The organism is Vibrio sp. AK197, assembly GCF_053903115.1.
On the sequence record NZ_CP096430.1, the window covers coordinates 1,430,633 to 1,456,647 of the forward strand.

A 26,015-nucleotide genomic window follows, 5' to 3' on the forward strand; every position below is an offset into this window, starting at 1 on the left:
GGAATCCTTGATCTAACCCCAAGCCTGAAATCGGTCTTAGCGCGAGGATAGTAAACAGTATGAAGTTCGAGGAGTGTTTTCTCGGCGCAGTGACAATAACAAGGCTTTATTTACTATGCGATTATCCATCAAATACTGGCTACCTATTGTTATCCCTATTGTGGTGCTATGCCTCCCATTATCCGCGTTTCCTTTTAACGGCATTACCGTACTGCAACAGCGAGTTATCGCCATCTTTTTACTCGCGGCCTTATGTTGGGTGTTAGAGCCCATTCCAATTTACGCCACATCTGTGGTGATCATTCTTCTTGAATTGCTGATGCTATCTAATAAAGGGGTGGTGTTTTTACGCCTTGAGCAAGGGCAACCGCATTTCGGTCAGTTATTGGATTATCATGATGTGATGGCAACCTTTGCCAGCCCGATCATCATGCTGTTTTTAGGTGGTTTTTTTCTGGCGATGGCCGCGACCAAGTATCGCTTGGATGTTAACTTAGCGCGTGTTTTACTGCGACCATTCGGTCATAACCCGAAGTACGTGATGCTTGGACTGATGCTGATTACGGCTATCTTCTCGATGTTTATGTCCAATACGGCGACGACGGCGATGATGCTCTCAATTTTAACGCCGGTGATGGCGTTGTTCGCTCCCAAAGATCCTGGAAAAGTTGCGTTTGCTTTATGTATTCCTGTCGCAGCCAATATCGGCGGAATAGGGACACCGATTGGCACGCCTCCTAATGCCATCGCCCTTAAATATTTAGTCGGTGACAACTTAATTTCGTTTGGCGAGTGGATGGTGTTTGGCGTTCCTTTTGTGGTCGTGATGATGGCGTTGGCTTGGGGATTACTAAACAGTTTGTATCCAGCGAAACAGCGTAGCATTGAGCTCTCTATAAAGGGTAAGTTTCTTAAAACGCCCAAAGCGTACGTCGTTTATATTACCTTTGGTTTGACGATTTTATTGTGGCTAATGGGCGACTTACACGGCATGAATAGCTATACCATTGCTTTGATTCCCGTGGCAGTGTTTTCATTAACGGGTATCATCAATAAAGAAGACCTGAAAAAGATCTCTTGGGATGTTTTGTGGCTGGTCTCGGGTGGTATCGCACTTGGGCTTGCATTAGATCAAACCGGTTTAGCAAGCTTGGTCGTCAATAGCATTCCGTTTGATCAGTACTCGCCATATGTCGTGCTTTTTGGCGCAGCGTTATTGTGTTTATTGATGGCAAACTTTATGTCTCATACGGCAACCGCGAACTTGCTTATGCCCATCATGGCAGCGCTTGGCGCCTCAATGACCAGCCTTGCGCCGCTGGGCGGAGAAGTGACAATGATTTTAGTGGTGACCTTTGCGGCATCGCTGGGCATGTCACTGCCAATCAGTACGCCGCCCAATGCTCTTGCTCATGCCACGGGCCATATCGAGAGCCGGCAAATGGTCAAAGTAGGTGCAACACTAGGTTGTGTTGGTGTCGTGCTGAGTTTTGTTATGGTGTGGATTCTTCACGCCGTAGGCCACATCGGGTAAAGGTAGCGATGATGCAACCTAATCAACTCATTGAAGTGTATTTTTCCGATTCAAATCGGCAGCTCACCATTGCTAGTGGTCAACAGTTACTGGTGCAAGGTGGGTTTAATGATCGCCTCTATTATGTCATTGAGGGCGAACTCGATGGCTATTATTCCCACGATGATGACAGTGACATCAAAGTGTTCAGCGCGAGCAGCGGTGCGTTTATTGGTGTGCACAGTTTTTTCTCTCGAACTTGGATACCGTCTTCAAGTGTGGTCGCCAAGGTTGAGACAACGCTAGCGTGGATTGACCGCCATACTCAAGCTGTGGAAGAGCACAGCTGGGGGAAGCTAACCGAACAATTTATGCCCGTCATTGTACAAGAGCTTTCTCAGCGGCAAAGGCGTGCAACCCAAGAGGCCATTGCGAAAGAGCGAGCGTTACAGAAGCTTCATCTAGCTGAACAGATGACTACTTTGGGCCAGTTAGCCGCTGGGCTGGCGCATGAACTCAATAATGCGATAGGGGTTGTGAGCAGCAAAAGTCGCCAACTAGAAACGGTTATTCAGCAACTGCTTGAAGAAGCGCATCCTGATGAGGTGGAATATTATCAGCATGGACTGACACAAGGTCAGCGTTGCTCTTCATCTCAAGCGCGTCTGTTAGCCAATCAAATCGAAAACTATTGTGGTATTGAGCGTCGTCTGGCGAAACAGTTGGCGAAGGCACTACCGAATGGGGAATTATCACCACATTGGCTTGCTCAGCCAGAGCAAGCGGTGCGGTTCTGGCAAGTAGGACGAGATTTGCATGATCTGCACCTAGCCTCGAAACATGCAATTGGTATTGTTCAGTCAGTAAAGCAGTTAGGCAAAACGGAAATCAATCAAGAGGAGTGGGTGGACATTAATGACACCCTGAACAAAGCGACGGTACTACTGCAAAGCGATTTACGCAGGGTCGCGCTGAAAGTGCGGCCTGCGGAGTTACCCAAGTTTCAATGCTCTGAGACCGAATTAGTTCAGGTGTGGGTGAATATCATCAAAAATGCGTGTGATGCAATGCAAGAGACCGACAATCCGCAAATTTTGATTCAAACTCGAGTCGATAAGAGCAGAATATTGGTCACCATTGCTAATAACGGACCTGCGATGAATGAATCGGTACGCAGGCAAATTTTTCAGCCTAACTTCACGACGAAGAAAGGCGGATTGTCATTTGGGCTGGGGCTTGGCTTGGCAATCGTGAAACGGATAGTGACGGGATATGGTGGTTCGGTAGCAGTAAAAAGCGATAATCAGTACACCATTTTTCGAATTAAATTGCCGGTGGAGGAATGTTATGGAAAAGCTTAATGTCGTGTGTGTTGATGATCAGCGGGAAGTGCTCAGTGCGGTCGCACAGGATCTTGAAATGTTCTCTGATTGGTTGTCGATCGAAGAGTGCGAATCGGCTGGAGAGGCGTTAGCGTTTATGGATGAATTGGATGCTCAGGGAGAATATGTCGCGGTGCTGGTTTCTGATCATGTCATGCCTGAAAAAACAGGGATTCAATTGCTAACTGAAGTCGCACAAGATATTCGCTTTAAGCACACCAAAAAAGTATTACTTACCGGTCAAGCAACCCACTCTGATACCATTACGGCAATTAACGCCGCAGGCATTGATCATTATTTTGAGAAACCTTGGAATCCACAGCAGTTACAAAACGCGATCCGTACGTTGGTCTCGGAATATGTGTTTCAGCAAGGTTTTGATTATTTGGAATACCAGCAACATTTGGATTCAAACGTTGTGCTTAAGTATCTTAGAGAAATATGACGCGTAGTAGAAAGCAGTTAACACCATACAAGCGCAAAAAGCGCCAAGGCATCATTTTTAATCTTGTTGTCTGTGCAGTGAGTTATGGTTTTATTAAATTAGGCTGGTTGAGTTTAATTCCAGTATTTACCTGTGCGATAAGTTTTATCATGGCACTGTTTCATTCGATGTATTATTTCTTCAACTACGATGATGAAGAGGAATCGATAGAAACTTTTTTACAAAATGAAGTGTATATCACCTCAAATCGTAACCAGATGCCAGGTGAAAACACAGAGAATAGAGATAACCCTCATCCTAGGTGACAAACCCAAAGTGATACGGGCAAGTTATTGATGTGATCAATGAGTGCGCGGTGAGAAATCAGTATTAATATTGTGATTAACTCTAGTTTAGTTAATTTTTAGAATTACTTAGCAAATTTTAACGCTTTTGTAGCATTCGGGCGTAGCATAAACGTACGGCTTATTGTTAAACTGCATCCACATTAGTTTTGTTATGTGTCTGTGCATGAAGTACGATCCTAACCAATCGATTCAGATTCCAATTCAAGACCTGACCGTCGGCATGTTTGTCACTGCGATTGAAAACAATAAGCGGGTCAATCTGGCTAATGCGGGACGCGTTAGTCATCAGGCATCCATTAAACAATTAATCGAGCGTGGAATCCAATTTGCTTGGGTTGATGTCGCTTTGTCTGAAAAGGGGTGTCAGTTCCCTAAACCTAAACCCGTTCAACAAAGCTTTGATTCAACGTTGATGGCATCCACACCGTCAGCGTCCACAGCTGAGCCTGCAGAGCTACACCATCCCGTGGAAAGCAAGACTAGGCGTTTATTTAGCCGAGAAGCTAATCAAAAGCGAGCCACTAAGGTCATTGGTGAAGCACGCAAATTGGCTAAAAAACTCTTAAGCCAGACGTTTGATAGTAAACCGCTGCAATTAGATGAACTCAATCAGTGGGCGGATGAACTTATTGATAGCGTGATGGTGGATCCTGACGCGCTTCATTGTGTTTCAGCGCTACGCAATAAGGATACCTATCTTCTAGAACATTCCGTGAATGTGGCGTGTTTATTAGTGACCTTTGGCAAATATTTAGAGCTGGACACGCAAACGTTAAAACAGTTGGCGATTGGCGGAATCGTTCATGATATCGGCAAAATTAAGGTTGATAACGACATCTTGCACAAGCCGAGTAAGCTGACTCCACAAGAATTCGAGCACATGAAACTGCACCAAGTGTTTGCTCAAGATATGCTTAAGTCGATTAAAGGTCTTGGGCCTATTAGCCGTGATGTGTGTTTAATGCACCACGAAAAAATGAATGGCACAGGTTATCCCTTTGGTTTGAGCGGTGAGCAGTTACCTTTACATGGTAGAATGAGCAGTATCGTCGATATCTATGACGCGTTAACCGCAGATCGCTGTTACAAAAAAGCGATGAGTTCAGCGGAAGCTTTCAAAGTGCTATTGAGCTTGACGCCACACCACCTTGATAAAGAACTCGTATATAAATTCATCAACTGCATCGGCGTATATCCGGTGGGATCTGTGGTGGAGTTGAGTGATCAGCGTTTGGGGATTGTATGGGTGTCGAATGCTCATGAGCCGCTTAAACCGGAAGTGAAGTGCTTTTATTCTACTAAATACACTCGCTTTACCGAGGTAACTTACGTCGATTTGAAAAAGGTGCCATTGACTATTGGGCGCGCCATTTCACCAACCGGGCTGAATATCGACATGAGTCCATTTTATCACGTTTAGCGAGTCTATAAATGCAACAAAGGCGCGATTTACTCGCGCCTTTTTCGTCTGTTCGCTTAGCTTACAGCGATAAGTAGGCCAGCGTCGCATCAGGGTTAATGGCTTCTAAAGTCGATTGTGTGCACGCTAAATGACTTATTGTACCTGAAGACATTTCAACCAGCGCGCCAGCTTCAATCTCATCGAGAGATTGCTGGGCGATTAATAATTGCGCCAAGGCAACTTGGAGTGGCGGCAAGCTTGGATTAAACGCTGCGTTTTCCGCGTAAGCACCGGTAAAAATGCGCCCATTCTTAAGTTTTAGTGCGACACCACTTAAATTATGGGTGTATGGGGCGTGGCTTCGATTAAGTGCTGACAGGGCGTGTTGAATCAGAGGATCGCTATCTTGGCTAGTTAATTCGTGATTCACACTTGACATCAAACCCGCATCAATACCGAGGTCGCCCGGGCCAAATGAATCGGGCAAATACTCCTGCAGAGACATTGGATCTCGTTCTGGCAATTGGATCTGTAAGGTCTGAGAGGTGGTCAGTTCATTCATAAACTGTCGACAGTGACCACATGGGCTATAGTTGACGGTCACATCCTTTATACCTGTTTCACCTTTCATCCAAGCATGGCTAATGGCGCACTGCTCAGCATGAATGGTTTGTCCAAGCTGAACACCATCAAACTCGATGTTCGCACCAAAATAAATTTTACCCGATGTTCCGCGAGCTAACGCGCCAACATTAAATTTAGATAAAGGTGTATAGGCCAGAGCGGCCGCAAGTGGTAGCAACGCAAGGCGCAATTCATCATCCGCCAAACCTGTGATGGTTTGTAACTCAGCAAACTGCTCTGTCGATAATGTTGCATCGAAATCTCTATTTAAAAATATCGGTGCCAAAAAGTCTGAGACAACTTTGGGCATCTCTTGCAGCGCCTGTTCAATACGGCTTGTCATAATTGATCCTTTATCCTGCGTGAATCTTGGTCGATGCTTTGGGCTAAGACGAAGAAACATTTAATTAATATGGGTTATATATTCTAGGAATTACGCGCCACATTACGCCGATCAATATCACATAAAAAGATGAAACGTAGTGTTATGTTTCATTATTAGAGTGAGCTCACACATGTTATCGATTGCATTCTAACAATTGTTGATGGTGATCTCGTTGTTTGCTCTCAACCGTGCTTAGGTGCCTGCCAGCCATATGATGGCAGCAAAAAACGAAGGTGCGAGTATCGAAGTAATCACACCACACACGACCAGTGCCAGTGAGCTAAATGCCGCGTCTTGTGGATTTTTTTCTGCGCATGTCGCTGTCCCAAGAGCATGTGAAATGGTACCCATGGTCAATCCGCGCGCAACGGGATGACTGATGTTTAACAGTGTGTAAATCGGGTAGGCAATAATAGCGCCGAGCAAGCCGACAATCAGCACCAACATGGCCGCAATGGCCGGTTCACCGCCGAGATGACTTGCAACTTCCATTGCGATAGGCGTTGTGACGGATTTACCTAGTAACGCAGCAATCAGTTCAATATCCGCGTGCATCAGCAGGGCAATGCCACCAGCCGTAACCATAGACAGTACGCTGCCAACCGTACACGCTAACATGATTATGCGCCAGTTAGTTCGGATTTGCGGTAACTGTTCATACAGAGGATAAGCAAGGGCGACGACGGCAGGTTGCAATAAGAAACTGATGGATTGATTGTCAGCGTAGTAGGTCTCAAACGGTATATCCAATACCATCAATAATGGAATAAGTATTGCGATGCTGAGTAACAGCGGATTAAACAGTGGGTTGTTGATTCGCTTACTAAATTCACGAGTAGCAAAAAACACAATGAGCGTGACGAGTAACCACATTATTTTTCTCCTTTCCTCAGCATGCGATCGAGCATCAAACCCAGGACGACCAAGACAATCAGTGTGCCCCCCACGGCGCTTGCGAGAATCGGTAATGCATTATTGACCAGTACATCAAAGTGCTCCATTAAACCGACACTGATGGGGACAAAGAGCAAGATCATGTAGCGAATGAATAAATTGGCGCTTGGACGTACCCATTCAACAGGCACTAAACCACTTGCCATGAGGGCAAATAAGATCAGCATCCCGATGATACTGCCTGGTATTGCGGTACCCATCAGTTGTTGAATATTGGTTCCCGCAAGTAAGCAAAGAAGAATCAGTCCCATAGAGACTACATATTGGAGAATGTTTTTTATCATGGTGGAAGCAAAGAACTCGGTTAAATAGACATTAGAGTGACAGTGTCACTCTAAGAAACTAATTTTTCGACATACTGATAAACAGCTTTTAGGATTGCCATCTTGTGCTGATCACTCTCGTGTTCGTGCGCAAGGTTTTCCAAATGGAGCATGTAATCTTCAATGCGTGATTCAAAATAATCGCGGCAATGCATCGCCCATTTTTGTTGCTCAGATTCGTCGAGCGTCCATGGGTAATGGCGAGCACGATATCGGAATAAAAGTGGAGCAATTCGTGGGTCATTAAATGTTATATCCAACGCCGCTAAATTGTTCGGATCCGTTTGGCGAATAATCTCCATAGAGGCTTTATCCGCTGGCGAGAAGAAGTCCTTGTACAACTGAGTATCAACGTCAGTCTCATTTTGATATTCCCGTTCGACGCTGAACAGTTCACTGAGTTTCTCTCGCACCTGTGGATTTTGGCGTAAAAGCGCCAAGTTCTGTAAGCACTGCTCACGGTCGATACCAATGCGCTGAGCATTTTCAGCGGTTAAGGTTTTGGCTGGAGCAAGAATCGGGCACTTATTGAGATGAATGAGTTTTACTGGAACCGGCAGTTGCTCTGAGGATAAGTCAGTATGTTTCGTATAAAGACGCTCACGTAACTCGTCACTATCCAACGTTAACAATGGCGTGGGGTCTTTAGCGAGATCAACCACCACAACGGCGTTTTTATTCGTCGGATGCCAAACCACGGGGACAATCCAACTGGTGTACTGGCATTCGCGCCCAAGCATGCCAGAGACATGCATTAAAGGGGTCATGTTGACGATATCAACTAACTCGTTGAGTTTACGCTTGTGACGCATGGTTAAGAAATAGTCAAACAGTTTTGGCTGCGCGGCTTTCACTTTTTTGGCCATTTCGATCGTCGCGATGACATCCGCCATAGCGTCATGGGCATTAGCGTGTTCAATACCATTCGCAACGGAAAGGTGTTCGAGTTTAAAACTGGTAAAGCCGTCTTCATTCTCTGGCCAGTTGACGCCTTCAGGACGCAGCGCATGGCAAGCGCGTAATACATCCAACAAATCCCAACGAGAGTTACCGTTTTGCCAACTCCACGCGTAGGGATCGATGAAGTTGCGATAACAGGTGTAGCGAGTGACTTCATCATCAAAACGAATACTATTGTAGCCCAAGCTAGTGGTATTGGGCGTAGCCAGTTGTTCATGAATTCTGGCGATAAATTCGGGTTCTGGTAACCCTTCTTTTACGGTTTTTTGAGGTGTAATTCCAGTGATTAATGCGGCTTCTGGTGAAGGAAGGTAGTCCGAAGGCGGCTGACAATAAATCACAAGAGGTTCACCGATAATATTGAAGTCCATATCGGTGCGAACGCCAGCAAATTGCGATGGACGGTCTTTCGCCGGGCTTGTTCCCCACGTTTCGTAATCAAAAAAGAAAAACGTAGGTTGTTGCTCTTGATGCATATTGGAATACCAAAAATATTGAAGTCATCTATAACCAGTATTAGACCACTGCAATAAAGGCTTAGCAATGGACAAACCAAGATTACTTTCCCTTGGGTATTATGTTTCTTCTGCTCACACAAAACAGGGTGACTTTGTGATGCATTTCGGGGAGTTTACGCATTTACCAACACGACGCTTGCCAGAAATAACGTTTGTTATCGTAGATACGTGGAGTCACTGCTTATATTTTTTGAGGAGGTTTTTTATTTGAGCGTAATGGCGATGCGTAAACTAAACTCACTGTAAAGTTTAGCGATTGTGTCGATAGGTAACGTATCAATCGAGTACAGATGACTAACGATAACGTTTTGAAATTTTTGAAAAGAATCCAAAACAAATAGTTTATGAATCGGGTTGAATTATATAATTGTATGAATCGGAAATTAATTTATAAATAGCATGTGACAAACTAACGAATGGTGTTTAGAGTAATTGCATAATTAATAAATGACTAAATTAGATTCTCTTTTTATTTCGGTTTGATTTTTGGAAGGTTGTGATGTTTTTTAAGAAAAAAAATAGCAGTGATACTGAGCAAGCCACACGCTCTGACAGTATTTTGCATGCCATCAAGCTCAATATGGCGACGATAGAATTTGATCCTCAGGGAAATATTATCGAGGCCAATGAGCGATTTCTCAGCCTAATTGGGTATACAAGCACCGAAATCATCAATCAACATCACCGAATATTTTGTGAAAAGGATTACGTAAACTCCTCTCAATATAAAGCGTTTTGGGAGGCACTAAGACAAGGACACGCTCAACAAGGGACTTTCAAACGTGTCACTAAAGATGGCACTGCAGTGATGATCGAAGCGACCTATTTTCCCATTCGAGAAAATGACGTGGTGACCGGCGTCATGAAAATCGCCTCAGATGTCACTGGTAAGGCGATTGAAGCAAAAGGTCAAAGCGAATTGGTGACTGCGCTGAATCGCACTTTTGCGGTTATTGAATTTGAAATTGATGGCACGATTTTAAACGCCAACCAGAACTTTCTGGATGTCGTGGGGTATGAACTGAGTCAAATTAAAGGCAAGTCCCACCGTATGTTGTGTTTTGACGACTTTTATAAAGAGAACCCCGACTTTTGGAAACGATTAGCCAAAGGTGAAGCCTTTTCTGGTCGTTTCATGCGCCAATCTTCATATGGCGAGCAAGTGTGGATTCAAGCATCTTATTGTCCGATTTTTGATGAAAATGATCGCGTGTATAAAGTCGTCAAATTTGCATCGAACATTACAGAGGATGTTCAACGTGAGCAAAGTACGGCTGACGCTGCCTCGGTGGCCTACAGCACTTCGGTCGAGACATCCCAAGTGGCGTTAAACGGCAACAAAGCACTGCAAGATTCCGTAGTGTTGGCTGATAAAGTCATGAAAAGTATAGAAGAATCTCGTATATTGATTGCGCAATTGGTTGATCAGTCCAAAGACGTATCAGAAATCGTGAAAACGATTCAGGGCATCGCAGACCAAACCAACTTACTTGCCTTAAACGCGGCGATCGAAGCGGCGCGAGCCGGTGAGCAAGGCAGAGGTTTTGCTGTCGTGGCTGAAGAGGTGCGTAAACTGGCTCAGAGAACATCCACAGCCACGGAAGAGATTAATAATGTGGTGGGAAAAAATATCCAATTGACGGACAGCGTAACCAATTCAATGTCTGACGTATCGGCCTTTTCGAGTGATACTAATCAGCGAATCGTCGAAGTTTCATCGATCATGGATGAAATTTATCGTGGGGCTGAAAACGTCTCTTCTGCGGTCGGCAGTTTGAAACTCTAGCTGCGTAAGACGTTATTTCGTTACAAACAGTCATTTCGTTATAAACAAAGGGGGAGTCTCGATTGAGGCTCCCCCTTTGTTGGATAGCTCAAAGCAAATTGCGCTCTAAGAATCAATCATTCGTATGCTGATATTGGCTCAGCATATGCTTCATCTCTGGTGTCGTTAATAGGGTGACTCGTTTGCTGCTCGGTTGATACACACTATACAGCATGCTCTTAGCCACATGAGACGCGCGAATAGGACGTATTTTCTGAAGAGGGCCGATGAGCAAAGGCTTCAAAACGTTGAGTGTGACTAAGGTCAACCATTCGCTGCTTCTTGGTGAATCTCGAAGTCCAACTAGTGGCCCTGGGCGCGCAATAGTCAACTGTTCAAAGCCCATTTCTCGCAGCGCGAGTTCCATTTTCCCTTTACAACGTAGATAGTGAGACATCGAGCGTGATGATGCGCCTAAGCTTGAAACGACCGCTAATCTTTTGACCCCAATAACTTTCATTTCACGAGCAACTTGGCAGACTAAATCGTAATCGACCTTTTCCAGTCCTTGCTTTGAACCGGCTTGCTTGAGCGTCGTTCCTAAGCAGATAAACCCCAAGCTTGGCGGGGGTGTGTTTTCCTGCCAGTCAGTGATTTGTAACTTCGGCGAGACAAGAGGTTTCAGTTTTTGGCTTTGAAAAACCAGTGGCCTACGTGCCAATGCATAGACGTTTTTTATCGATGGCACGTCAAGAAGCTGTTTAATCAGTTCTGAACCCACTAAGCCTGAACCGCCTGCTACGATAACCGACGTGTGTTCTTCACTCATTGACTATCACCTCCCGCTTTTCGTGACTATTTTGAGTGACTCAGTGGCATCATGCCATTGGCCGGTAGCGATTTTCAATCTTTTGCTGATGGTGAGTTAGCATATCGCGAGTTACCCCTAAAGCAATAGGTTGTTATTTGGGTATCAACAGAACAAACAAGTGGCAATCAATCCATTTATCTCTTGGATGAGTCTAGTTAAGCCATTGATTCCGGTATAGACTGAAAACGATTTATCCAATGGTCAATACAAGGAAAGCAAGATGCATATAGATGTTTCACAGCAGAGTCCAAGTGACATTTATCATTTGATTACTCAAACTGTGGTACCTCGCCCCATTGCTTGGGTTCTCACTGACTCAGGAGAGCACAACTATAATTTGGCGCCTTTTTCCTATTTCACTCCAGTATCGAGTAATCCACCATTGCTGATGGTTTCCGTGGGCAAAAAGCCCAGTGGAGAAGTGAAGGATACGACCAAAAATGCATTAGCGACCAAGCATTTGGTTATACACATTGCGTCAGTAAAAAGTGCCGCTTTGGTTACCAACACGGCAGCGACCTTAGAGCATGGGCATTCTGAGGTAACAGAAAGCCAAATTGAGTTGGAACAATTTGCTGATTTTCCTCTACCTCGTGTTAAAGACTGTGCCGTCGCCTTTGGCTGTGAGTTGTATGAAGTTAAAGAGATTGGTGAGACGCCGCAAAGCCTGATTTTTTCGGAAATCAAAGCCATTTATATCAACCCTGAAGTGATAGATGAGGAAGCCAGTCGTTTGAAAATTGATGCACTTGCGCTCGATCCGCTTTCAAGGCTTGGTGGCGGAGAATACGCGACATTGGATTCCACATTTACAATCGAAAGACCGCAATAGGAGCATTGCATGTTAGAACAGTCGTACTCTGACGCAATTTGGCACCGGATTAACCAAAAAACAAAACCTCTCGGCGCGCTTGGCCAACTGGAATCGGTGGCTCATCAATTGGCGCTCATCGCCAGTCATAACCAAGGCGATGTTGCGACTCAGTTATCTTTGATAAAGCCGAGCGTTTGGGTTTTTGCTGGCGATCACGGCATTGCACAGGAAGGGGTGAGTATTGCGCCTAGTGCAGTGACTCGTCAGATGGTGATCAATTTTCTGAACGGTGGTGCGGCGATTAACTGTTTTGCTCGCGTCAATGATATTGAACTTAACGTTGTGGATACGGGCATTATTGAGCCGATTGATAACCCCCACCCGAACCTTATTGTTCAACGTTTAGGGGCTGGCACTGCCAATTTCTCTTTGCAGCCAGCGATGAGTCGAGAACAAGTCAATCAAGGCATTGAGTATGGACGCCAAATGATTGTGGATGCAGTCAAAAACGGCAGCGATATGGTGATGTTTGGTGAAATGGGCATTGGGAATACCAGTAGTGCATCGGCTATCTTTGCCGCATTGTCACTTGATAACGTTACCGAGTGTGTTGGTAGAGGGACGGGGATTACTCCTGAGCAGCTTGAGAAAAAAATTGAAGTGGTGGCGAAAGGCGTGGTGCGTTGCCAAGGTCAGCCAGTGCTTGACGTCTTAGCAGAAGTCGGCGGATTTGAAATTGTGCAAATGGTCGGAGCGTTTCTTGGTGCCCACCAGTCGAGAGTCCCAGTTGTCGTTGATGGGTTTATTACCAGCGTGGCCGCGTATTGCGCGACGTTAATTGCCCCTGACTGTCGCGAATACATGATTTTTGCTCATCAATCTCAGGAGCAGGGCCATAAACGGGTTTTGGAATTAATGAACGCTGAGCCATTGCTTGACTTGTCATTGCGTCTCGGTGAAGGCACGGGCGCTGCATTGGCGGTGTCGCTCATTAAAGGTGCGATCGAATTTTATAATCACATGGCAAGCTTTGAGGATGCTGGAGTCACGGTGTAATGCTCAACAAACTTCGTTACCAAGTTGAATTGTTTTGGCTTGCTCTGAGCTTTTTCTCGCGTATTCCAACGCCAGAATCCACGCCATACTCTGAAGAGCGTATGAATCGTGCGGGGCGCTACTTTCCCTTGGTGGGGATGTTACTTGGATGTTTGTGCACGCAAATTTATCATCTCGCCATTCAAGTTTTTTCGCCGGATGTGGCGATCTTTCTCACTATGGTTGCGAGTTTGTTGCTAACTGGCGCGTTTCATGAAGACGGCTTGGCTGATATGAGCGATGGTATCGGCGGTGGCATGACGCAAGAAAAGCGTTTGAGTATCATGAAAGACAGCCGTATCGGCACGTATGGCGCGAGTGCTTTGCTTATGGCACTGCTGGGTAAATATGTGTTGTTAAGTGATCTGGTTACCTTAGGCTCTCTATTACCGGTATGGATCGTCGCCTATACCCTTAGTAGAGCTGTGGCGATCTCACTCGTTTACTCGATGCCTTACGTTTCAGACCTTGATGCAAGCAAAAGTAAGCCTCTAGCTCATCGCCAGACCAAAACGGATTTGGCGGTGATTATACTGACGGGAGCTATTCCATGCTTGTTGTGGGATGTTGAATTGGCAGCGACGTTATTTGTCGTCGCCTTGGTATTTCGATGGTTATTTCAGTTTTGGCTGACCAAACGCTTGGGCGGTTTTACCGGTGATTGTTTGGGCGCGGCTCAACAAGTCATGGAACTTTTAATCTATTTAACGCTGCTTGTGGTACGTTAATACAGTGTAATCAAATCAATTTTAAGTCGATATAAATCGATAAATGGGGGCATGCTCCCATTAAGACAGATGAGACAAAAGGAAAAAGGATGAACGCACCAAGTTGGGATCTTTCCATCGCCTATCAAACCTTGGACGATGCAAAAATCGACCAAGATATTCAACTAATTACCCAGTGTATTGATGTGTTAAATCAGCATGTGGACAGTCGTCATTCTGTTCAGGTGATGCAAAACGCAGTCCAAACTCGTGAAGCTGCCGGTACCTTGTTATCGACGATCAATACGTTTGCCAGTTGCCACGCCTCAACCGATGCGGCGAATCATAAAGCCAAAGCGTTGACCGGCCGAGTCGCCAAGCTCAGTTCTCGACTTTCGCAAGCATACACACCCTATCAAGATGTCTTAGCAACAGCCGATGACTCATTTATCGAACAAGTGCTGGAACATGAAAGCGCCGATATTGCGGGACAGGGCTTTGTGATTGAGTGTTTACGTAAAAAAGCACAAACCAATCTCAGTGTAGAGCAAGAGCAATTATTGTCTGCAATGGAAGTGGATGGTCGTGATGCCTGGGGGCGTTTGTATGACAACCTCACAGGATCGCTGAGTGTTACGCTTAAATATGCCGATGGCAAACAAGAAACCATGGGATTCTCACAAGCGGCAAGTCTCCTTTACGGTACTGACTTTGAGCGCCAGCCACTGGCTTGGCGAGCGATTCAGGAAGCGATGAAAACGCATCAGGAGAGTTTTGCCGCTATTCTCAATGCGTTATCAGGTTGGCGCTTAACTGAGTATCAAAAACGTTCTTCCAAACAGTCAGTACATTTCCTTGACCCTAGCTTGCATCAAAGCCGTATCCAACCCGAAACGTTGCAAGCGATGATGCAATGTGCCAAATCCAACCGTCATGTTGGACAAAAGGCAGGAGAATTAATGGCACAGGTTCATGGTTTGAATGCCATGAAACCTTGGAATCATATGGCGGGTATGCCAAGCCTCACCGCTGAAGCGCCAGAACAGTATACCTTTGACGCCGCGATTGAGCTGATCAAAGCGGCGTTCTCCGATGTATCGCCCGACATGGCGAGTTTCGTTGAGTTGATGGTGGAAAATGGTTGGATTGACGCAGCGCCAACAGAAAATCGTCGGCTTGGCGCATACTGCACTAAGTTTGCCGCAACTCGCTCACCGCTTGTGTTTATGACTTGGGGCGGCAGCCGTTCGGACTTAATGACCTTGGCCCATGAATTAGGACACGCTTTTCATAATTGGGTAATGAAAGACATGCCATTATGTCAAACGCGTTATCCAATGACGTTGGCTGAAACGGCGTCTATTTTCGCTGAAACGATTGTTCGCGATTATTTACTGGGTAAAGCGCAAACTCGTGAACAAAAGCTCGAAATGCTGTGGGAAGAGTTGTCCTCGTGCTACGCCCTGATGGTTAACATACCGGTACGCTTTGAGTTTGAGCAGGCCTTTTATGCGCAACGTGAGCAAGGGGAGTTGTCTGCCGAGCAGTTGTGCGATCTAATGGGTGAAACATGGGCGGATTGGTACGGAGACTCAATGGATGAGGTTGATCCATACTTCTGGGCCAGTAAGCTGCATTTTAGTATTCCTGAAGTGAGTTTTTATAATTACCCATACCTGTTTGGTTATCTGTTCAGCTTAGGTGTTTATGCGCAGCGCGAAGCAAAAGGAAATCAATTCTATACAGATTACCTCAACTTATTGCGGGATACCGGTTCAATGATGGCAGAAGACGTGGTACAAAAACATTTGGGTATGGACTTAACGAAACCGGAGTTTTGGCAGCAGAGTATTGATCGTGTTAACGACAAAGTGACGCTGTTTGAACAGTTACTCAATCAGGAGTAAAGCCGTTTGATTGGGCGCTGTGGTCGTGTCAGTTTTTATAGCGGCGCCCAATAATAGAATCAAACATATGGGTTTTGCTTATTATTGAGCGTTCTATTTGTGAGCAAACAGCCAGAGCGACTCGATAAGTGAGATCGCAGCAACAGACTTTTCCATATATTTCCGTAACATACCGTCTGTGCAATAAAGGAGTAGCGCATGACAAAATCTCTGTTTCGCAAATCTTTTCTTTTTGACAGCTTAGATCTAAAACAAGAAATGCCAGCAGGTGAACAAGTCCTAGCATGTGGTACACGCTTAACCTTGCATCAGCGAGGTGTGCTGGAAGTGACACCAATGGCGATGACGGTCAATAGCAAAAATATCGTGATTTCGACGGGGATTCATGGTGACGAAACGGCGCCAATGGAGATCATCGATAAAATCATTGATGATATAGTGTCTGGATTCCAACCGATCCGACATCGTTGTTTGTTTTTAATCGCGCATCCGCAAGCCACAAACAAGCACGTTCGTTTTCTGGAAGAAAATCTCAACCGTTTGTTTGATGATAAAGCGCATGAAAGTAGCTTGGAACTCGATATCGCGGATGAGTTGAAATCTCATGTTACGCGGTTCTATCAAGGAACGCAGGAGGCGACACGCTGGCATTTAGACCTGCATTGTGCGATTCGCCTTTCCAAGCATTACAGTTTTGCGGTGAGCCCAAAAGTGCGCCATCCTGTACGTAGCTGTGACCTCATCAAATTTATCGAGAATGCACACATTGATGCGGTGATGTTCTCAAATGCACCAACAAGCACATTTAGCTGGTTTACAGCTGAACATTTTTCTGCGCAGGCGTTAACGCTGGAGCTCGGACGTGTTGCTCGTATTGGCGAAAATGATTTGGATAAATTAGTGGCCTTTGATCTGTCGCTGCGTGATCTGATTGCAGGGGCAAAATCGGATCATCTGCCGAAAAAAGCCACGATGTATCGTGTCAGCCGTACTTTAGTTCGTCTCAATCAAGACTTTGATTTTCTCTTTGATGATGAAGTCGAAAACTTTACTTCTTTTAAGCATGGTGAAGTCTTTGGACATGATGGTGACAAACCTTTGATGGCAAAGAACGAAGGTGAGGCGATCGTCTTTCCTAATCGCCACGTTGCGGTAGGTCAGCGCGCGGCATTGATGGTGTGCCCAGTTAAGATTCGTTTTGAAGATGGGCAAGTGGTTTACGATTAATCGATGCAGACTATCTATTTGAATGGCTTAGCGGTATCGTTAAGCCATTCTTTTTTCTAATCAACCATATTGCCCAATATGGTCAACCTATGAACTACAATCAGCTACTACTTCGCAAACATCGACGCTGGATTCTCGCCATTGGTTTGGCGACGCTGTGTTTGATTTTCTTTTCCGCTATTTACTTGATGGTGGGAGAGCTGTTTATTTCTCCCTTTCAAACCACGACTTCTTTAGAGCAACAGCTGGTGTTTCAATTGCGTTTACCTCGTTTGATTGCGGCGATTGTGATTGGTGCCGGGCTGGCGGTGTCCGGTGCGACGTTACAAGTGTTACTTGGCAACGTGTTAGCGGAGCCAGGAGTACTTGGCATTTCAGGCGGGGCCAGTGTGATGATGGTCGGGCTGCTGTTCTTTTTCCCGGTACTGGCAACGCCACTTGGGTTCATGTTTGCTGCCATGATTGGTTCGCTGGTGTTTACGTTCATTTTAGTGATGGTCGCTCGCCGTAAAGGGTTGACGACTGCGCGTCTGTTATTAATTGGAGTGGCGCTTGGAATATTAGCCAGCGCTATCGTGACATGGGCGTTTTATTTTAGTGATGATTTAAGCCTGCGCCAATTAATGTATTGGTTGATGGGAAGTATAGGCGGAGTCAGTTGGTCGCAACATGTTGTTTCACTGTTTATGTTACCTGTCGTGGTTTGGTTATGTTGGCAAGGCAGCCGCTTAGATAAATTAATGATGGGCGAGTTACACGCGAAACAGTTAGGGGTTGATATTGCAGCGGTTCGTTGGAAATTAATTTTTGCTGTTTCTCTTTTAGTGGGTGGAGCCGTGGCGTTAGGGGGTATGATAGGCTTTATCGGTCTTGTCATTCCTCATTTATTGAGAATGTCTTTGGGTAGTGAAAATAGATATTTGTTGCCGATTTCCGCGATCGCTGGCGCGGCATTTTTAGTTGCAGCCGATATCATTGCACGAGTTTCTCTCCAGTCTGCAGAGTTACCGTTAGGCGTTGTCACAACCTCAATTGGTGCGCCAATATTTATTTGGATGCTCGTCAAAAACCATCTTGATTAATAATACGCCATGTTATTTATAATTAGGATGACGTATTATTGTTCATGTTTAGGACGTTGTAATTCTTTTCTATATGTTTATATTAAGGGAAATTCTTTATATATAAAATTATGACAACGTAACCTTGATTAAAATATTTCATTAATTTGACAATGCCTTAGTATTTTGTGTTTTTAGTTTTCTATTTATTAGTTATTTATATTCATCCTTTGAAGCATTGTCACATATTAGTGAAAATGAAATTTATTAAATTGATCTGATTTTATTATTTCATAATATTCTCCCTTGAATTCAGAGAATGGGTTCAGGCTTAAATTAGGGGTTAAGGAACGCCGTATTAAATATTGGATATATCCTTAAAAAATATGCGGCATATTCTCCCAATAATAATTTATTAATGGAAATTAAAATGAAATATACAATGTCTAAGAAAACTTTTGCCCTAAGTGTGCTTTCTAGCTGCGTTGCGTTAGCCACTCAAGGTGCTTACGCGTCGGGTTTTGCTACAGAAAATGGTGGGACGACAGGGGGCGAGGGTGGCCAAGTTGTCTATGCGACAACCGGAACGCAAATTCACCAAGCACTCTGTAACCGCGCGAGTAGTGATACACCAATCATTATTCAAGTAGAAGGCACCATCAATCATTCTAATACCAGCAAAGTATCTGGCGATAGCTGTAACACCGCTGAAGATAAGATTGAGCTCAAAGAAATCAGTAATGTGTCGCTGATCGGTGTGGGTGAAGGCGCGTTATTTGATGAGCTAGGTATTCATATTCGTTCATCATCAAACATTATTATTCAAAACGTTCATGTCCGTAACGTGAAGAAGTCTGGTTCGCCGACTTCAAACGGGGGGGATGCGATTGGTTTAGAAAGTGATGTGCACAATGTGTGGGTTGACCACGTTACTCTTGAAGCAAGTGGCGGTGAATCAGATGGTTATGATGCGCTGTTTGACATGAAAAATGATTCAAAGTACGTCACACTTTCTTATAGCATCTTGCGTAATTCTGGACGTGGCGGCCTAGTTGGTTCTAGTGACAGCGATGATAACAATGGCCCAGTAACATTCCATCACAACTATTATGAAAACATTAATTCGCGTACGCCATTGCTCCGTCACGCGACCGCGCATGCTTATAACAACTACTACAATGGATTGATTTCCTCTGGGATGAACCCGCGTATTGGTGGGCAGATTAAAGCGGAAAACAACTACTTTAAAAACTCCCAAGATCCTATTGGTACATTCTATACCAACGACATGGGCTACTGGGATGTTAGCGGCAATACGTTTGACAACGTTGATTGGTCAAGCGAACAGTCCAAACGTCACCCCGCGGGGCCTGATCCGATTTCAACAACATCAATCAGCATTCCATATGATTATGCATTAGATGATGCTTCGTGTGTTCCAGACATCATTCTAGCGACTGCTGGTGCGAATACAGGATTGGCCGTTTCTGATGGTTCATGTGAGGTGTCTGCGCCTGAGCAGCCGACACCAACGGATCCAACTGATGGCAACGACGGTAGCGACAATGATGGTGATAATGGTGGCAATACAGGCGATCTTGGCAGTAACCTTGCTCTCAGTGCTGATGCTGATGGCAGCGACAAGTACAGTGGCACGAGCTACGGAAAAGTGATCGATGCAGATACATCGACATACTGGTCTCCGAAGCAGACCACCGGCACCATCAATATTAAAAAGCTGAATAGTGTTTACAATACGGTGCGAATTATTGAGCTTGCAGGTACAGAGGGAACCGTGACGTCTTGGTCATTGGTTAACCACGATACTGGTGTGACGTTAGCACAGGGTACGACAATTCCATCAGTGATTAGCTTTGATGCTGTCCGCGCATCTAAGCTGAGTTTTGTTATCCACTCAGCAAGTGACAGACCTCAAATTTCTGAGTTCGAAATTTACAATCAATAATTATTCACTGATTGGTTGAATATTTACAATGAAAGTCATTAGTGTTTTTACACTAATGACTTTTTATTTTTTCAGAAAGCCTTTAATTATAAGGAAATAATTAAATTTGGTGATAAAAATAAATGTTCGATTCACTTCATTCCATGTATGGATTCTGTGGTTGTTTATATTAATAAACGACAACAGATGTGATCTATCTCTCTCTATAAGTTGATTAGGCAATTTATTGTTGTTTTGGATCGAATTATGTTTACTTCACATATTTAAGAAAACCAATTTAATTTGGATTGATCAAAATAAAACCGCGGTTCATATTGTTAGGTATTGAGTTTTATATGTAATTCTGTGCTGAAAATAAAGGAGGGCTAGGTCACACAGTTATTTTATAAACGCTCCATTAAACACGAAAAGTGGAGTGAACTCGATAATCCAATATACGATGGAATAAAACATGATTATTACAAAAGCAAAGAAGCACTTAACTCTGTCTACGTTATCCGTGTGTATCGCTCTTGCTGCACAACCTGTTATCGCTAGTGGGTTTGATACTCAAAACGGCGGCACAACGGGAGGTGAAGGAGGGCAAGTTGTTTATGCGACCACAGGTACTGAAATTCATCAAGCTCTGTGTAATCGAGCAAGCAGCGACACGCCGATTATTATTCACGTCGAGGGCACGATTAATCACGGCAATACAAGCAAAGTATCAGGTGATAGCTGTAACACCGCTGAAGATAAAATTGAAATTAAGGAAGTGAGTAATATCTCTCTGATTGGTGTGGGCAACGGTGCTCTTTTTGATGAACTGGGTATTCATCTGCGCTCTGCATCAAACATCATCATTCAGAACGTTCACGTACGGAATGTGAAAAAGTCGGGCTCACCAACCTCAAACGGAGGTGATGCGATCGGAATGGAAAGCAACGTCTCGAACGTCTGGGTTGACCATGTCACTTTGGAAGCCAGTGGTGGCGAGAGCAAAGGCTATGATGCACTATTTGATATGAAGGCCAACACAAAATATGTGACGCTTTCCTACAGCATTCTACGTAATTCGGGGCGTGGCGGGCTTGTCGGCTCAAGTGACAGTGATAACAACAACGGCCCTGTTACCTTCCACCACAACTATTATGAAAATATTAACTCGCGCACACCGTTATTACGTCATGCCACGGCGCACGCATACAACAACTACTACAACGGTTTGATTTCCTCCGGGATGAACCCACGTATTGGTGGCCAAATGCGGGCAGAAAATAACTACTTCAAAGACTCCAAAGATCCTCTAGGCACTTTCTATACTGACGACATGGGATTTTGGCAAGTTAGCGGTAATATTTGGGATAATATTGATTGGTCAGAAGACGCCTCTAAGCTCCACCCTGCAGGGCCAGATCCAGTATCGACCACGAGTATTGCTATCCCTTATAGCTATCAGCTGGATGATGCGACCTGCGTACCAAGTGTTGTTCTTGCTTCGGCAGGTGCGAACACTGGTCTGGCGGTCTCTGACGGCAGTTGTAGTACTACTGAACCAGGTGATGGGGGTGATACCGGAAGCGGTGGAGACGGCGGTGATACAGGTGGTGGTGACACCGGTGGCGGCGATACTGGCGGCACGGGGGAATTAGGGACGAATTTAGCGTTGTCAGGTGATGCCGATGGTAGCTCTAAAGCCAGTGGCACCAGTTATGGCAATGTTATTGACGGTGATACTTCGACTTACTGGTCACCAAGTGGCACAACAGGAACCGTGAGTGTCAAACGCTTAACTTCAACATTTAACACCGTTCGAATCATTGAGCTCAGCGGAACAGAAGGCACAGTGACGTCTTGGACACTGGTGAATCATGATTCAGGTGCAACCCTAACGTCGGGCAGCAGTCTCAATGACGTGATTACGGTCGGCGATATTAATCCAGCGAAGATCAGTCTGGTGATTAATTCCGCGAGTGATGTGCCGAAAATTGCCGAATTTGAAGTTTACAACCAATAACCGTTTTATGGTTTATTGTACTAAGCCCACTCCTTGTGGGCTTTTTTCGTTAATACGACGTGTTAGCGTTTTCTCCGTATCGCGAATCGGGTAAGGTTAGGGCAGTTAACTGTTTGCGCGATATCTTTATGCTCACTATCCAAAGTCTTTGTGTTAAAACCCGTTTATTGCCTCTATCAATTGAGGCGCAGCGTGGCGACGTAATTCATATCCTGGGCCCCAATGGTAGCGGAAAAAGCACATTTTTATCGGCGGTCGCCGGTGTAATTGATTTTGAAGGAGACGTCTGGCTTGATGAAGACCATCTCAATGCGTTGTCGATTGAAGCATTAGCGGGCAGACGAGCCTATTTGACACAAAGTGGTAAACCGCCGTTTGACATCGGTGTGGCGCAATATCTATCGCTGTCGATGCCTGCGGGGGTAAATGCGCAAGATAAACACGTTGCAGAGGTTGTGGCTGAACTGTGTTCTCTACTCGAATTGGATGACAAATTGCATCGTTCGATTGCACAGCTGTCGGGTGGAGAGTGGCAACGCGTGCGATTAGCGGGTATCTGTCTCCAAGTTTGGCCATCACTCAACCCTTACGCCAAAATGCTGTTACTTGATGAACCTGCGGCGCCTCTCGATATCGGTCAAGAGTCCTTACTTTATCAATTAATCCAGCGTATGGCGGATATGGGGCTGGTGATTCTGATGGCCAATCATGATTTAAATCGCTCTTTGCGTTATGCCGATAAAGTCGTGCTGATTCGTGAGGGGGTCATGTTGGAATTTGGCGAAACAAAAATGGTGATGACATCAGAAAAGTTATCAACGCTGTTTGCTACTGATGTGCAACGTGTTGAGTTTAATGGAAAAAATGTCTTAGTGTTTGATTAATTCGGTGCACGATGCACTGTAATGGATCGCTGATTTTTTACGGCTTTTTAGGTGAAAATGCTAAACCCTTTAAAATCAGCAAGTTAAGTTTTTTAAAAAGTTGGCATGAGGTTAGCATTATAGAAAGTGATACATTCTCGTTCTTGTTAGGCTTTATGTCATTTCTTGACTATGACATTTACGCGCCACCCCGGTCTCCCTGAGGTGGCGCTTTTTTTATGCTTTTTCAATAGGTTACTATTTTGCTTTACGGTGGGTTCCACTCAAATTGTTATTGAGTTAAAGCCATTAAATCAGCAGGGCGATAGTAAACCGATTTTAGCACTTTGCCTTGACGGATAGTTTTCCCCTCAGCGACAAAATCTTGTGCACATTTCGCAATAATGTAATCGCCTTTTTGTACCGCCATCAGAGTGATGCCTTGTTGAGCGTAAAAGGCTTCTGTTTCCGCATACTCTTGTTCGCTGCGGCATACTTTACTCATATTACTTGAGTGTACTTCATCCCAGCATGGCACGAAGTCGATCCTGCGGTTTACTGCAACGTTGAGCAACAGATCAATCAGGTAACTGATCGCAAGATTATCTTCAACCTGACTTTGGCCCAAATGGACTAAACGACCCATTAGGACATACACGGTATCGACAATCGCATCAGCCTGCTCAACCTTAGAATCGGCCTCAGCTAATTCAGTTAACTCTTCGATAGCGAGCGAGGTATGCAACGTATCGCCTTTTTCATCGAGCGTACTTGGCGCTGCGACAGGGAGGTCAAAGGTAGAGCGAAACTCCGTAATGTCTTGATACAGATGGTCGTATAGTTCTTGAGTCAATTTTGATAGGTGCATTCGCTTAAATCCGAATTAGTTACAATGATCGCGTCATACTAGCAAAGCCAGCAAGCAGGCGCTATTCATCGACAGCAATTTATGCGCTGTCAACCAGCAAGCTATTCCTCTCGCACTATTGATGGCTATGATTTGAATAGATAGGGGAACAGCGCTTTACGCTGGGCTTCACTCAGTGACGACACACGTTCAATATTATTTTCGGGTATGGCTTCTGGGTCTGGGTAATGGCTTAACACTTTTTCCATACTGGCTTCGCGAATCAAATGGAAAATAGGATACGGCGAGCGGTTAGTCAGATTCTCGGGATCATCAGGTTGGCATCCTGCAAAACAGTAATCTGGATGAAAAGTCGCGACTTGATAAGTCCCTTCCCAGCCTTGCTGACGAATAATCGCTTCTACCCAGTCAATAAAAAGATTGTACTCGTAAAAATCACTCAGCATATTTGGAACCACAACCAATGTGGTATCCAGCTTATCACTGGGTATGTTATCGAGGTCAATGAACTGGGTGAGGATGTCTTCTAGCAGGCCTTCATCTGTGGACGCGTCGCTAACGAAGATACGAATCTGCTGGTTACGTTGCGGCTTAGCCGCAAATGGGCATAAGTTTAGGCCAATCACCACGTCTTCAAGCCAAGTATTTACCGTATCGGCGATGTTTTGATTTGAAGCAGAATGCGTAACAGGTTGTAGTTGCTGAGTCATAAATAAGCAGTTTTTAATGGATAGTTATAAAATGGTGACTGGCGTGCAGCATACCAAATTAAACCGTCTCTAGCTTGGCTTTTGTGCGATGTTTACTTTCCATACTTTTAAGTCGTAAGCAAAATGTAAATACTAAGGCGTACAGTACTAAACCTCCGCCGATCACACCGGACCAGCGCTGAACTTGCCAGCAGTAGATAAGAAAGAAACCGCCTAAGCTTCCACCGATGTAATAATGAACCAAATACAGTGCAGTGGCGGTGGCTTTAGCGTGCGTTGCCTTTTGGCTGACCCAAGCGTAAGCCAAGGTGTGAGTAAAAAAAGCGCCAAAGCTAATGAGCATGAGTCCAAGTAACATAGTCGGCAGCCACTCAAAATAAGCGATAAGCATACCACTAAGGCTGATACAAGCCCCAAGTAACATACCATTGAGCTGCGAATGACGCAGGCTCCAGCGCCCCGATAATTTTGAGCTCACTGTCCCACCCAAATAACATAAGAAAATTAAAGACGCTAAGCCGACGGGTAAATTATGGGGTTCCGCTACCAAGCGAAATCCCATCACAGAGTAGAGATTAACGAAGAGCGCGAAGTTGGCACCACCGATTAACATTGCCACCACGATCACCGGATTTTTCATGTGAGTGATCAGTGATCGATTGTGCGAACGCAGCATACCACGCTGAGGCGTGAAGTGACGCTGCGCAGGTAGAAGCCAAAACACCACAAGAATACCGACTAACGTAATCCCCATCATCATCATCACTGCAAAGTGCCAACCGAATGCATCGGTTAAGTTACCTCCCATGATTCGCCCGGTGATGCCGCCTAATGAGTTGGCTGCAATATAATTACCAATTGCTTGGCTAAAAGCTTTTGGTTCTAACTCTTCCGCCATATAAGCCACGGCAACAGAAGCAAAAGCGGCGATCGCAATCCCCATTAGCGCGCGGCAAACCACGATGATCCAGAATTGATTGGTAAGCAGCATTAACCCGCCAATCATTGGCATCGCAAAAAGCCCAATCAGCATGACTCTTCTGCGCCCGAAGGATTCAGAGCTTACCGCCCAAGGCACTAAGCTGACTGAGAGCGCCAACGTGGCCGCTGCGAATACCCAGTTAACCTGGGTTTCTGATAACGAAAAATGCGCCGCCATCGTCGGCAGCATCGGCTGAAAAAGGTAGAGGTTACAGAACACGAGAAATGAGCCGAGCGCTAAACTTAAGGTCACTTTGTGATATTCGCTACTGCCTAATGAAATCATACGGAGTCTCGGGGAAATAGGGGTTAAATAGTCTTTCTGTGAGCA

Annotated in this window: 23 protein-coding genes; 15 read left to right on the forward strand and 8 right to left on the reverse strand. The window is 45.0% G+C overall.

The window, feature by feature from the left end; all coding sequences use genetic code 11:
- The first annotated feature begins 115 nt into the window (after positions 1 to 115).
- The 5 genes from M1D72_RS13815 (at position 116) to M1D72_RS13835 (ending at position 5,107) form a co-directional block, all read left to right on the forward strand.
- Positions 116 to 1,534: an SLC13 family permease gene (locus M1D72_RS13815; protein WP_456297262.1), complete on the forward strand. Its 1,419-nt coding sequence runs from the start codon at positions 116 to 118 to the stop codon at positions 1,532 to 1,534.
- 8 nt (positions 1,535 to 1,542) lie between these two features.
- Positions 1,543 to 2,874 (forward strand): ATP-binding protein, encoded by a 1,332-nt coding sequence (locus tag M1D72_RS13820; protein ID WP_456297263.1) that lies wholly within the window; start codon positions 1,543 to 1,545, stop codon positions 2,872 to 2,874.
- The gene (locus tag M1D72_RS13825) at positions 2,861 to 3,340 is read left to right on the forward strand and encodes a response regulator (RefSeq protein ID WP_390190138.1); all 480 of its coding nucleotides are present in this window, start codon (positions 2,861 to 2,863) and stop codon (positions 3,338 to 3,340) included. Before M1D72_RS13820 ends, M1D72_RS13825 begins: the two co-directional genes overlap by 14 nt.
- The gene (locus tag M1D72_RS13830; RefSeq protein ID WP_456297264.1) at positions 3,337 to 3,645 is read left to right on the forward strand and encodes a hypothetical protein; all 309 of its coding nucleotides are present in this window, start codon (positions 3,337 to 3,339) and stop codon (positions 3,643 to 3,645) included. Before M1D72_RS13825 ends, M1D72_RS13830 begins: the two co-directional genes overlap by 4 nt.
- A 205-nt stretch (positions 3,646 to 3,850) precedes the next feature.
- The gene (locus tag M1D72_RS13835; protein ID WP_456297265.1) at positions 3,851 to 5,107 is read left to right on the forward strand and encodes an HD-GYP domain-containing protein; all 1,257 of its coding nucleotides are present in this window, start codon (positions 3,851 to 3,853) and stop codon (positions 5,105 to 5,107) included.
- Between the two features lie 61 nt (positions 5,108 to 5,168).
- Here the strand turns inward: M1D72_RS13835 and cdd are convergent, their stop codons facing one another.
- From cdd to sbcB, 4 genes are all read right to left on the reverse strand, one after another.
- Complete coding sequence (gene cdd, locus M1D72_RS13840; protein WP_456297266.1) at positions 5,169 to 6,056, reverse strand: cytidine deaminase; 888 nt, start codon at positions 6,054 to 6,056, stop codon at positions 5,169 to 5,171.
- A 234-nt stretch (positions 6,057 to 6,290) separates the two neighbouring features.
- Positions 6,291 to 6,971, reverse strand: a complete 681-nt coding sequence (locus M1D72_RS13845; RefSeq protein ID WP_456297267.1) for a CidB/LrgB family autolysis modulator — start codon at positions 6,969 to 6,971, stop codon at positions 6,291 to 6,293.
- Entirely contained in the window at positions 6,971 to 7,336 is a 366-nt protein-coding gene (locus M1D72_RS13850) for a CidA/LrgA family protein (protein WP_390190133.1), read from the reverse strand. Before M1D72_RS13850 ends, M1D72_RS13845 begins: the two co-directional genes overlap by 1 nt.
- A gap of 50 nt (positions 7,337 to 7,386) precedes the next feature.
- The gene (gene sbcB, locus M1D72_RS13855; protein WP_456297268.1) at positions 7,387 to 8,811 is read right to left on the reverse strand and encodes an exodeoxyribonuclease I; all 1,425 of its coding nucleotides are present in this window, start codon (positions 8,809 to 8,811) and stop codon (positions 7,387 to 7,389) included.
- Between the two features lie 538 nt (positions 8,812 to 9,349).
- Here sbcB and M1D72_RS13860 point away from each other — a divergent pair.
- Positions 9,350 to 10,639 (forward strand): methyl-accepting chemotaxis protein, encoded by a 1,290-nt coding sequence (locus M1D72_RS13860; protein ID WP_456297269.1) that lies wholly within the window; start codon positions 9,350 to 9,352, stop codon positions 10,637 to 10,639.
- 112 nt (positions 10,640 to 10,751) lie between these two features.
- Here M1D72_RS13860 and M1D72_RS13865 read toward each other — a convergent pair whose 3' ends face one another.
- Positions 10,752 to 11,447, reverse strand: coding sequence for an NAD(P)H-binding protein (locus M1D72_RS13865; RefSeq protein ID WP_456297270.1), 696 nt, complete (start codon positions 11,445 to 11,447; stop codon positions 10,752 to 10,754).
- Between the two features lie 262 nt (positions 11,448 to 11,709).
- Between M1D72_RS13865 and M1D72_RS13870 the strand changes: the two genes are divergently transcribed.
- From M1D72_RS13870 to btuD, 9 genes are all read left to right on the forward strand, one after another.
- Positions 11,710 to 12,321, forward strand: coding sequence for a flavin reductase family protein (locus tag M1D72_RS13870; protein WP_456297271.1), 612 nt, complete (start codon positions 11,710 to 11,712; stop codon positions 12,319 to 12,321).
- 9 nt (positions 12,322 to 12,330) lie between these two features.
- Complete coding sequence (gene cobT / locus M1D72_RS13875; protein WP_456297272.1) at positions 12,331 to 13,359, forward strand: nicotinate-nucleotide--dimethylbenzimidazole phosphoribosyltransferase; 1,029 nt, start codon at positions 12,331 to 12,333, stop codon at positions 13,357 to 13,359.
- Positions 13,359 to 14,126, forward strand: a complete 768-nt coding sequence (locus M1D72_RS13880; protein WP_390190125.1) for an adenosylcobinamide-GDP ribazoletransferase — start codon at positions 13,359 to 13,361, stop codon at positions 14,124 to 14,126. The genes cobT and M1D72_RS13880 overlap by 1 nt, the downstream gene beginning before the upstream one ends.
- A gap of 89 nt (positions 14,127 to 14,215) precedes the next feature.
- Positions 14,216 to 16,012: a M3 family oligoendopeptidase gene (locus M1D72_RS13885; protein ID WP_456297273.1), complete on the forward strand. Its 1,797-nt coding sequence runs from the start codon at positions 14,216 to 14,218 to the stop codon at positions 16,010 to 16,012.
- 198 nt (positions 16,013 to 16,210) lie between these two features.
- Complete coding sequence (locus M1D72_RS13890) at positions 16,211 to 17,239, forward strand: succinylglutamate desuccinylase (RefSeq protein WP_456297274.1); 1,029 nt, start codon at positions 16,211 to 16,213, stop codon at positions 17,237 to 17,239.
- An 89-nt stretch (positions 17,240 to 17,328) separates the two neighbouring features.
- Positions 17,329 to 18,321 (forward strand): vitamin B12 ABC transporter permease BtuC, encoded by a 993-nt coding sequence (gene btuC / locus M1D72_RS13895; protein ID WP_456297275.1) that lies wholly within the window; start codon positions 17,329 to 17,331, stop codon positions 18,319 to 18,321.
- A gap of 421 nt (positions 18,322 to 18,742) precedes the next feature.
- Positions 18,743 to 20,266, forward strand: coding sequence for a pectate lyase family protein (locus M1D72_RS13900; RefSeq protein WP_456297276.1), 1,524 nt, complete (start codon positions 18,743 to 18,745; stop codon positions 20,264 to 20,266).
- A 451-nt stretch (positions 20,267 to 20,717) separates the two neighbouring features.
- Positions 20,718 to 22,262 carry a pectate lyase family protein gene (locus tag M1D72_RS13905; RefSeq protein WP_456297277.1) on the forward strand — a complete coding sequence of 515 codons (1,545 nt, stop codon included), beginning with the start codon at positions 20,718 to 20,720 and terminating at the stop codon, positions 22,260 to 22,262.
- Positions 22,263 to 22,390: 128 nt separating this feature from the next.
- On the forward strand, positions 22,391 to 23,146 hold the full coding sequence (gene btuD, locus M1D72_RS13910; protein WP_456297278.1) for a vitamin B12 ABC transporter ATP-binding protein BtuD: 756 nt from the start codon (positions 22,391 to 22,393) through the stop codon (positions 23,144 to 23,146).
- 271 nt (positions 23,147 to 23,417) lie between these two features.
- Here the strand turns inward: btuD and M1D72_RS13915 are convergent, their stop codons facing one another.
- From M1D72_RS13915 to M1D72_RS13925, 3 genes are all read right to left on the reverse strand, one after another.
- Positions 23,418 to 23,993 carry a nucleoside triphosphate pyrophosphohydrolase family protein gene (locus M1D72_RS13915; RefSeq protein ID WP_456297279.1) on the reverse strand — a complete coding sequence of 192 codons (576 nt, stop codon included), beginning with the start codon at positions 23,991 to 23,993 and terminating at the stop codon, positions 23,418 to 23,420.
- A gap of 125 nt (positions 23,994 to 24,118) precedes the next feature.
- Entirely contained in the window at positions 24,119 to 24,703 is a 585-nt protein-coding gene (locus M1D72_RS13920) for a DUF1415 domain-containing protein (protein WP_456297280.1), read from the reverse strand.
- A 58-nt stretch (positions 24,704 to 24,761) separates the two neighbouring features.
- A complete protein-coding gene (locus M1D72_RS13925; protein ID WP_456297281.1) occupies positions 24,762 to 25,970 on the reverse strand; it encodes an MFS transporter in 1,209 nt (402 codons plus the stop codon).
- Positions 25,971 to 26,015 lie beyond the last annotated feature (45 nt).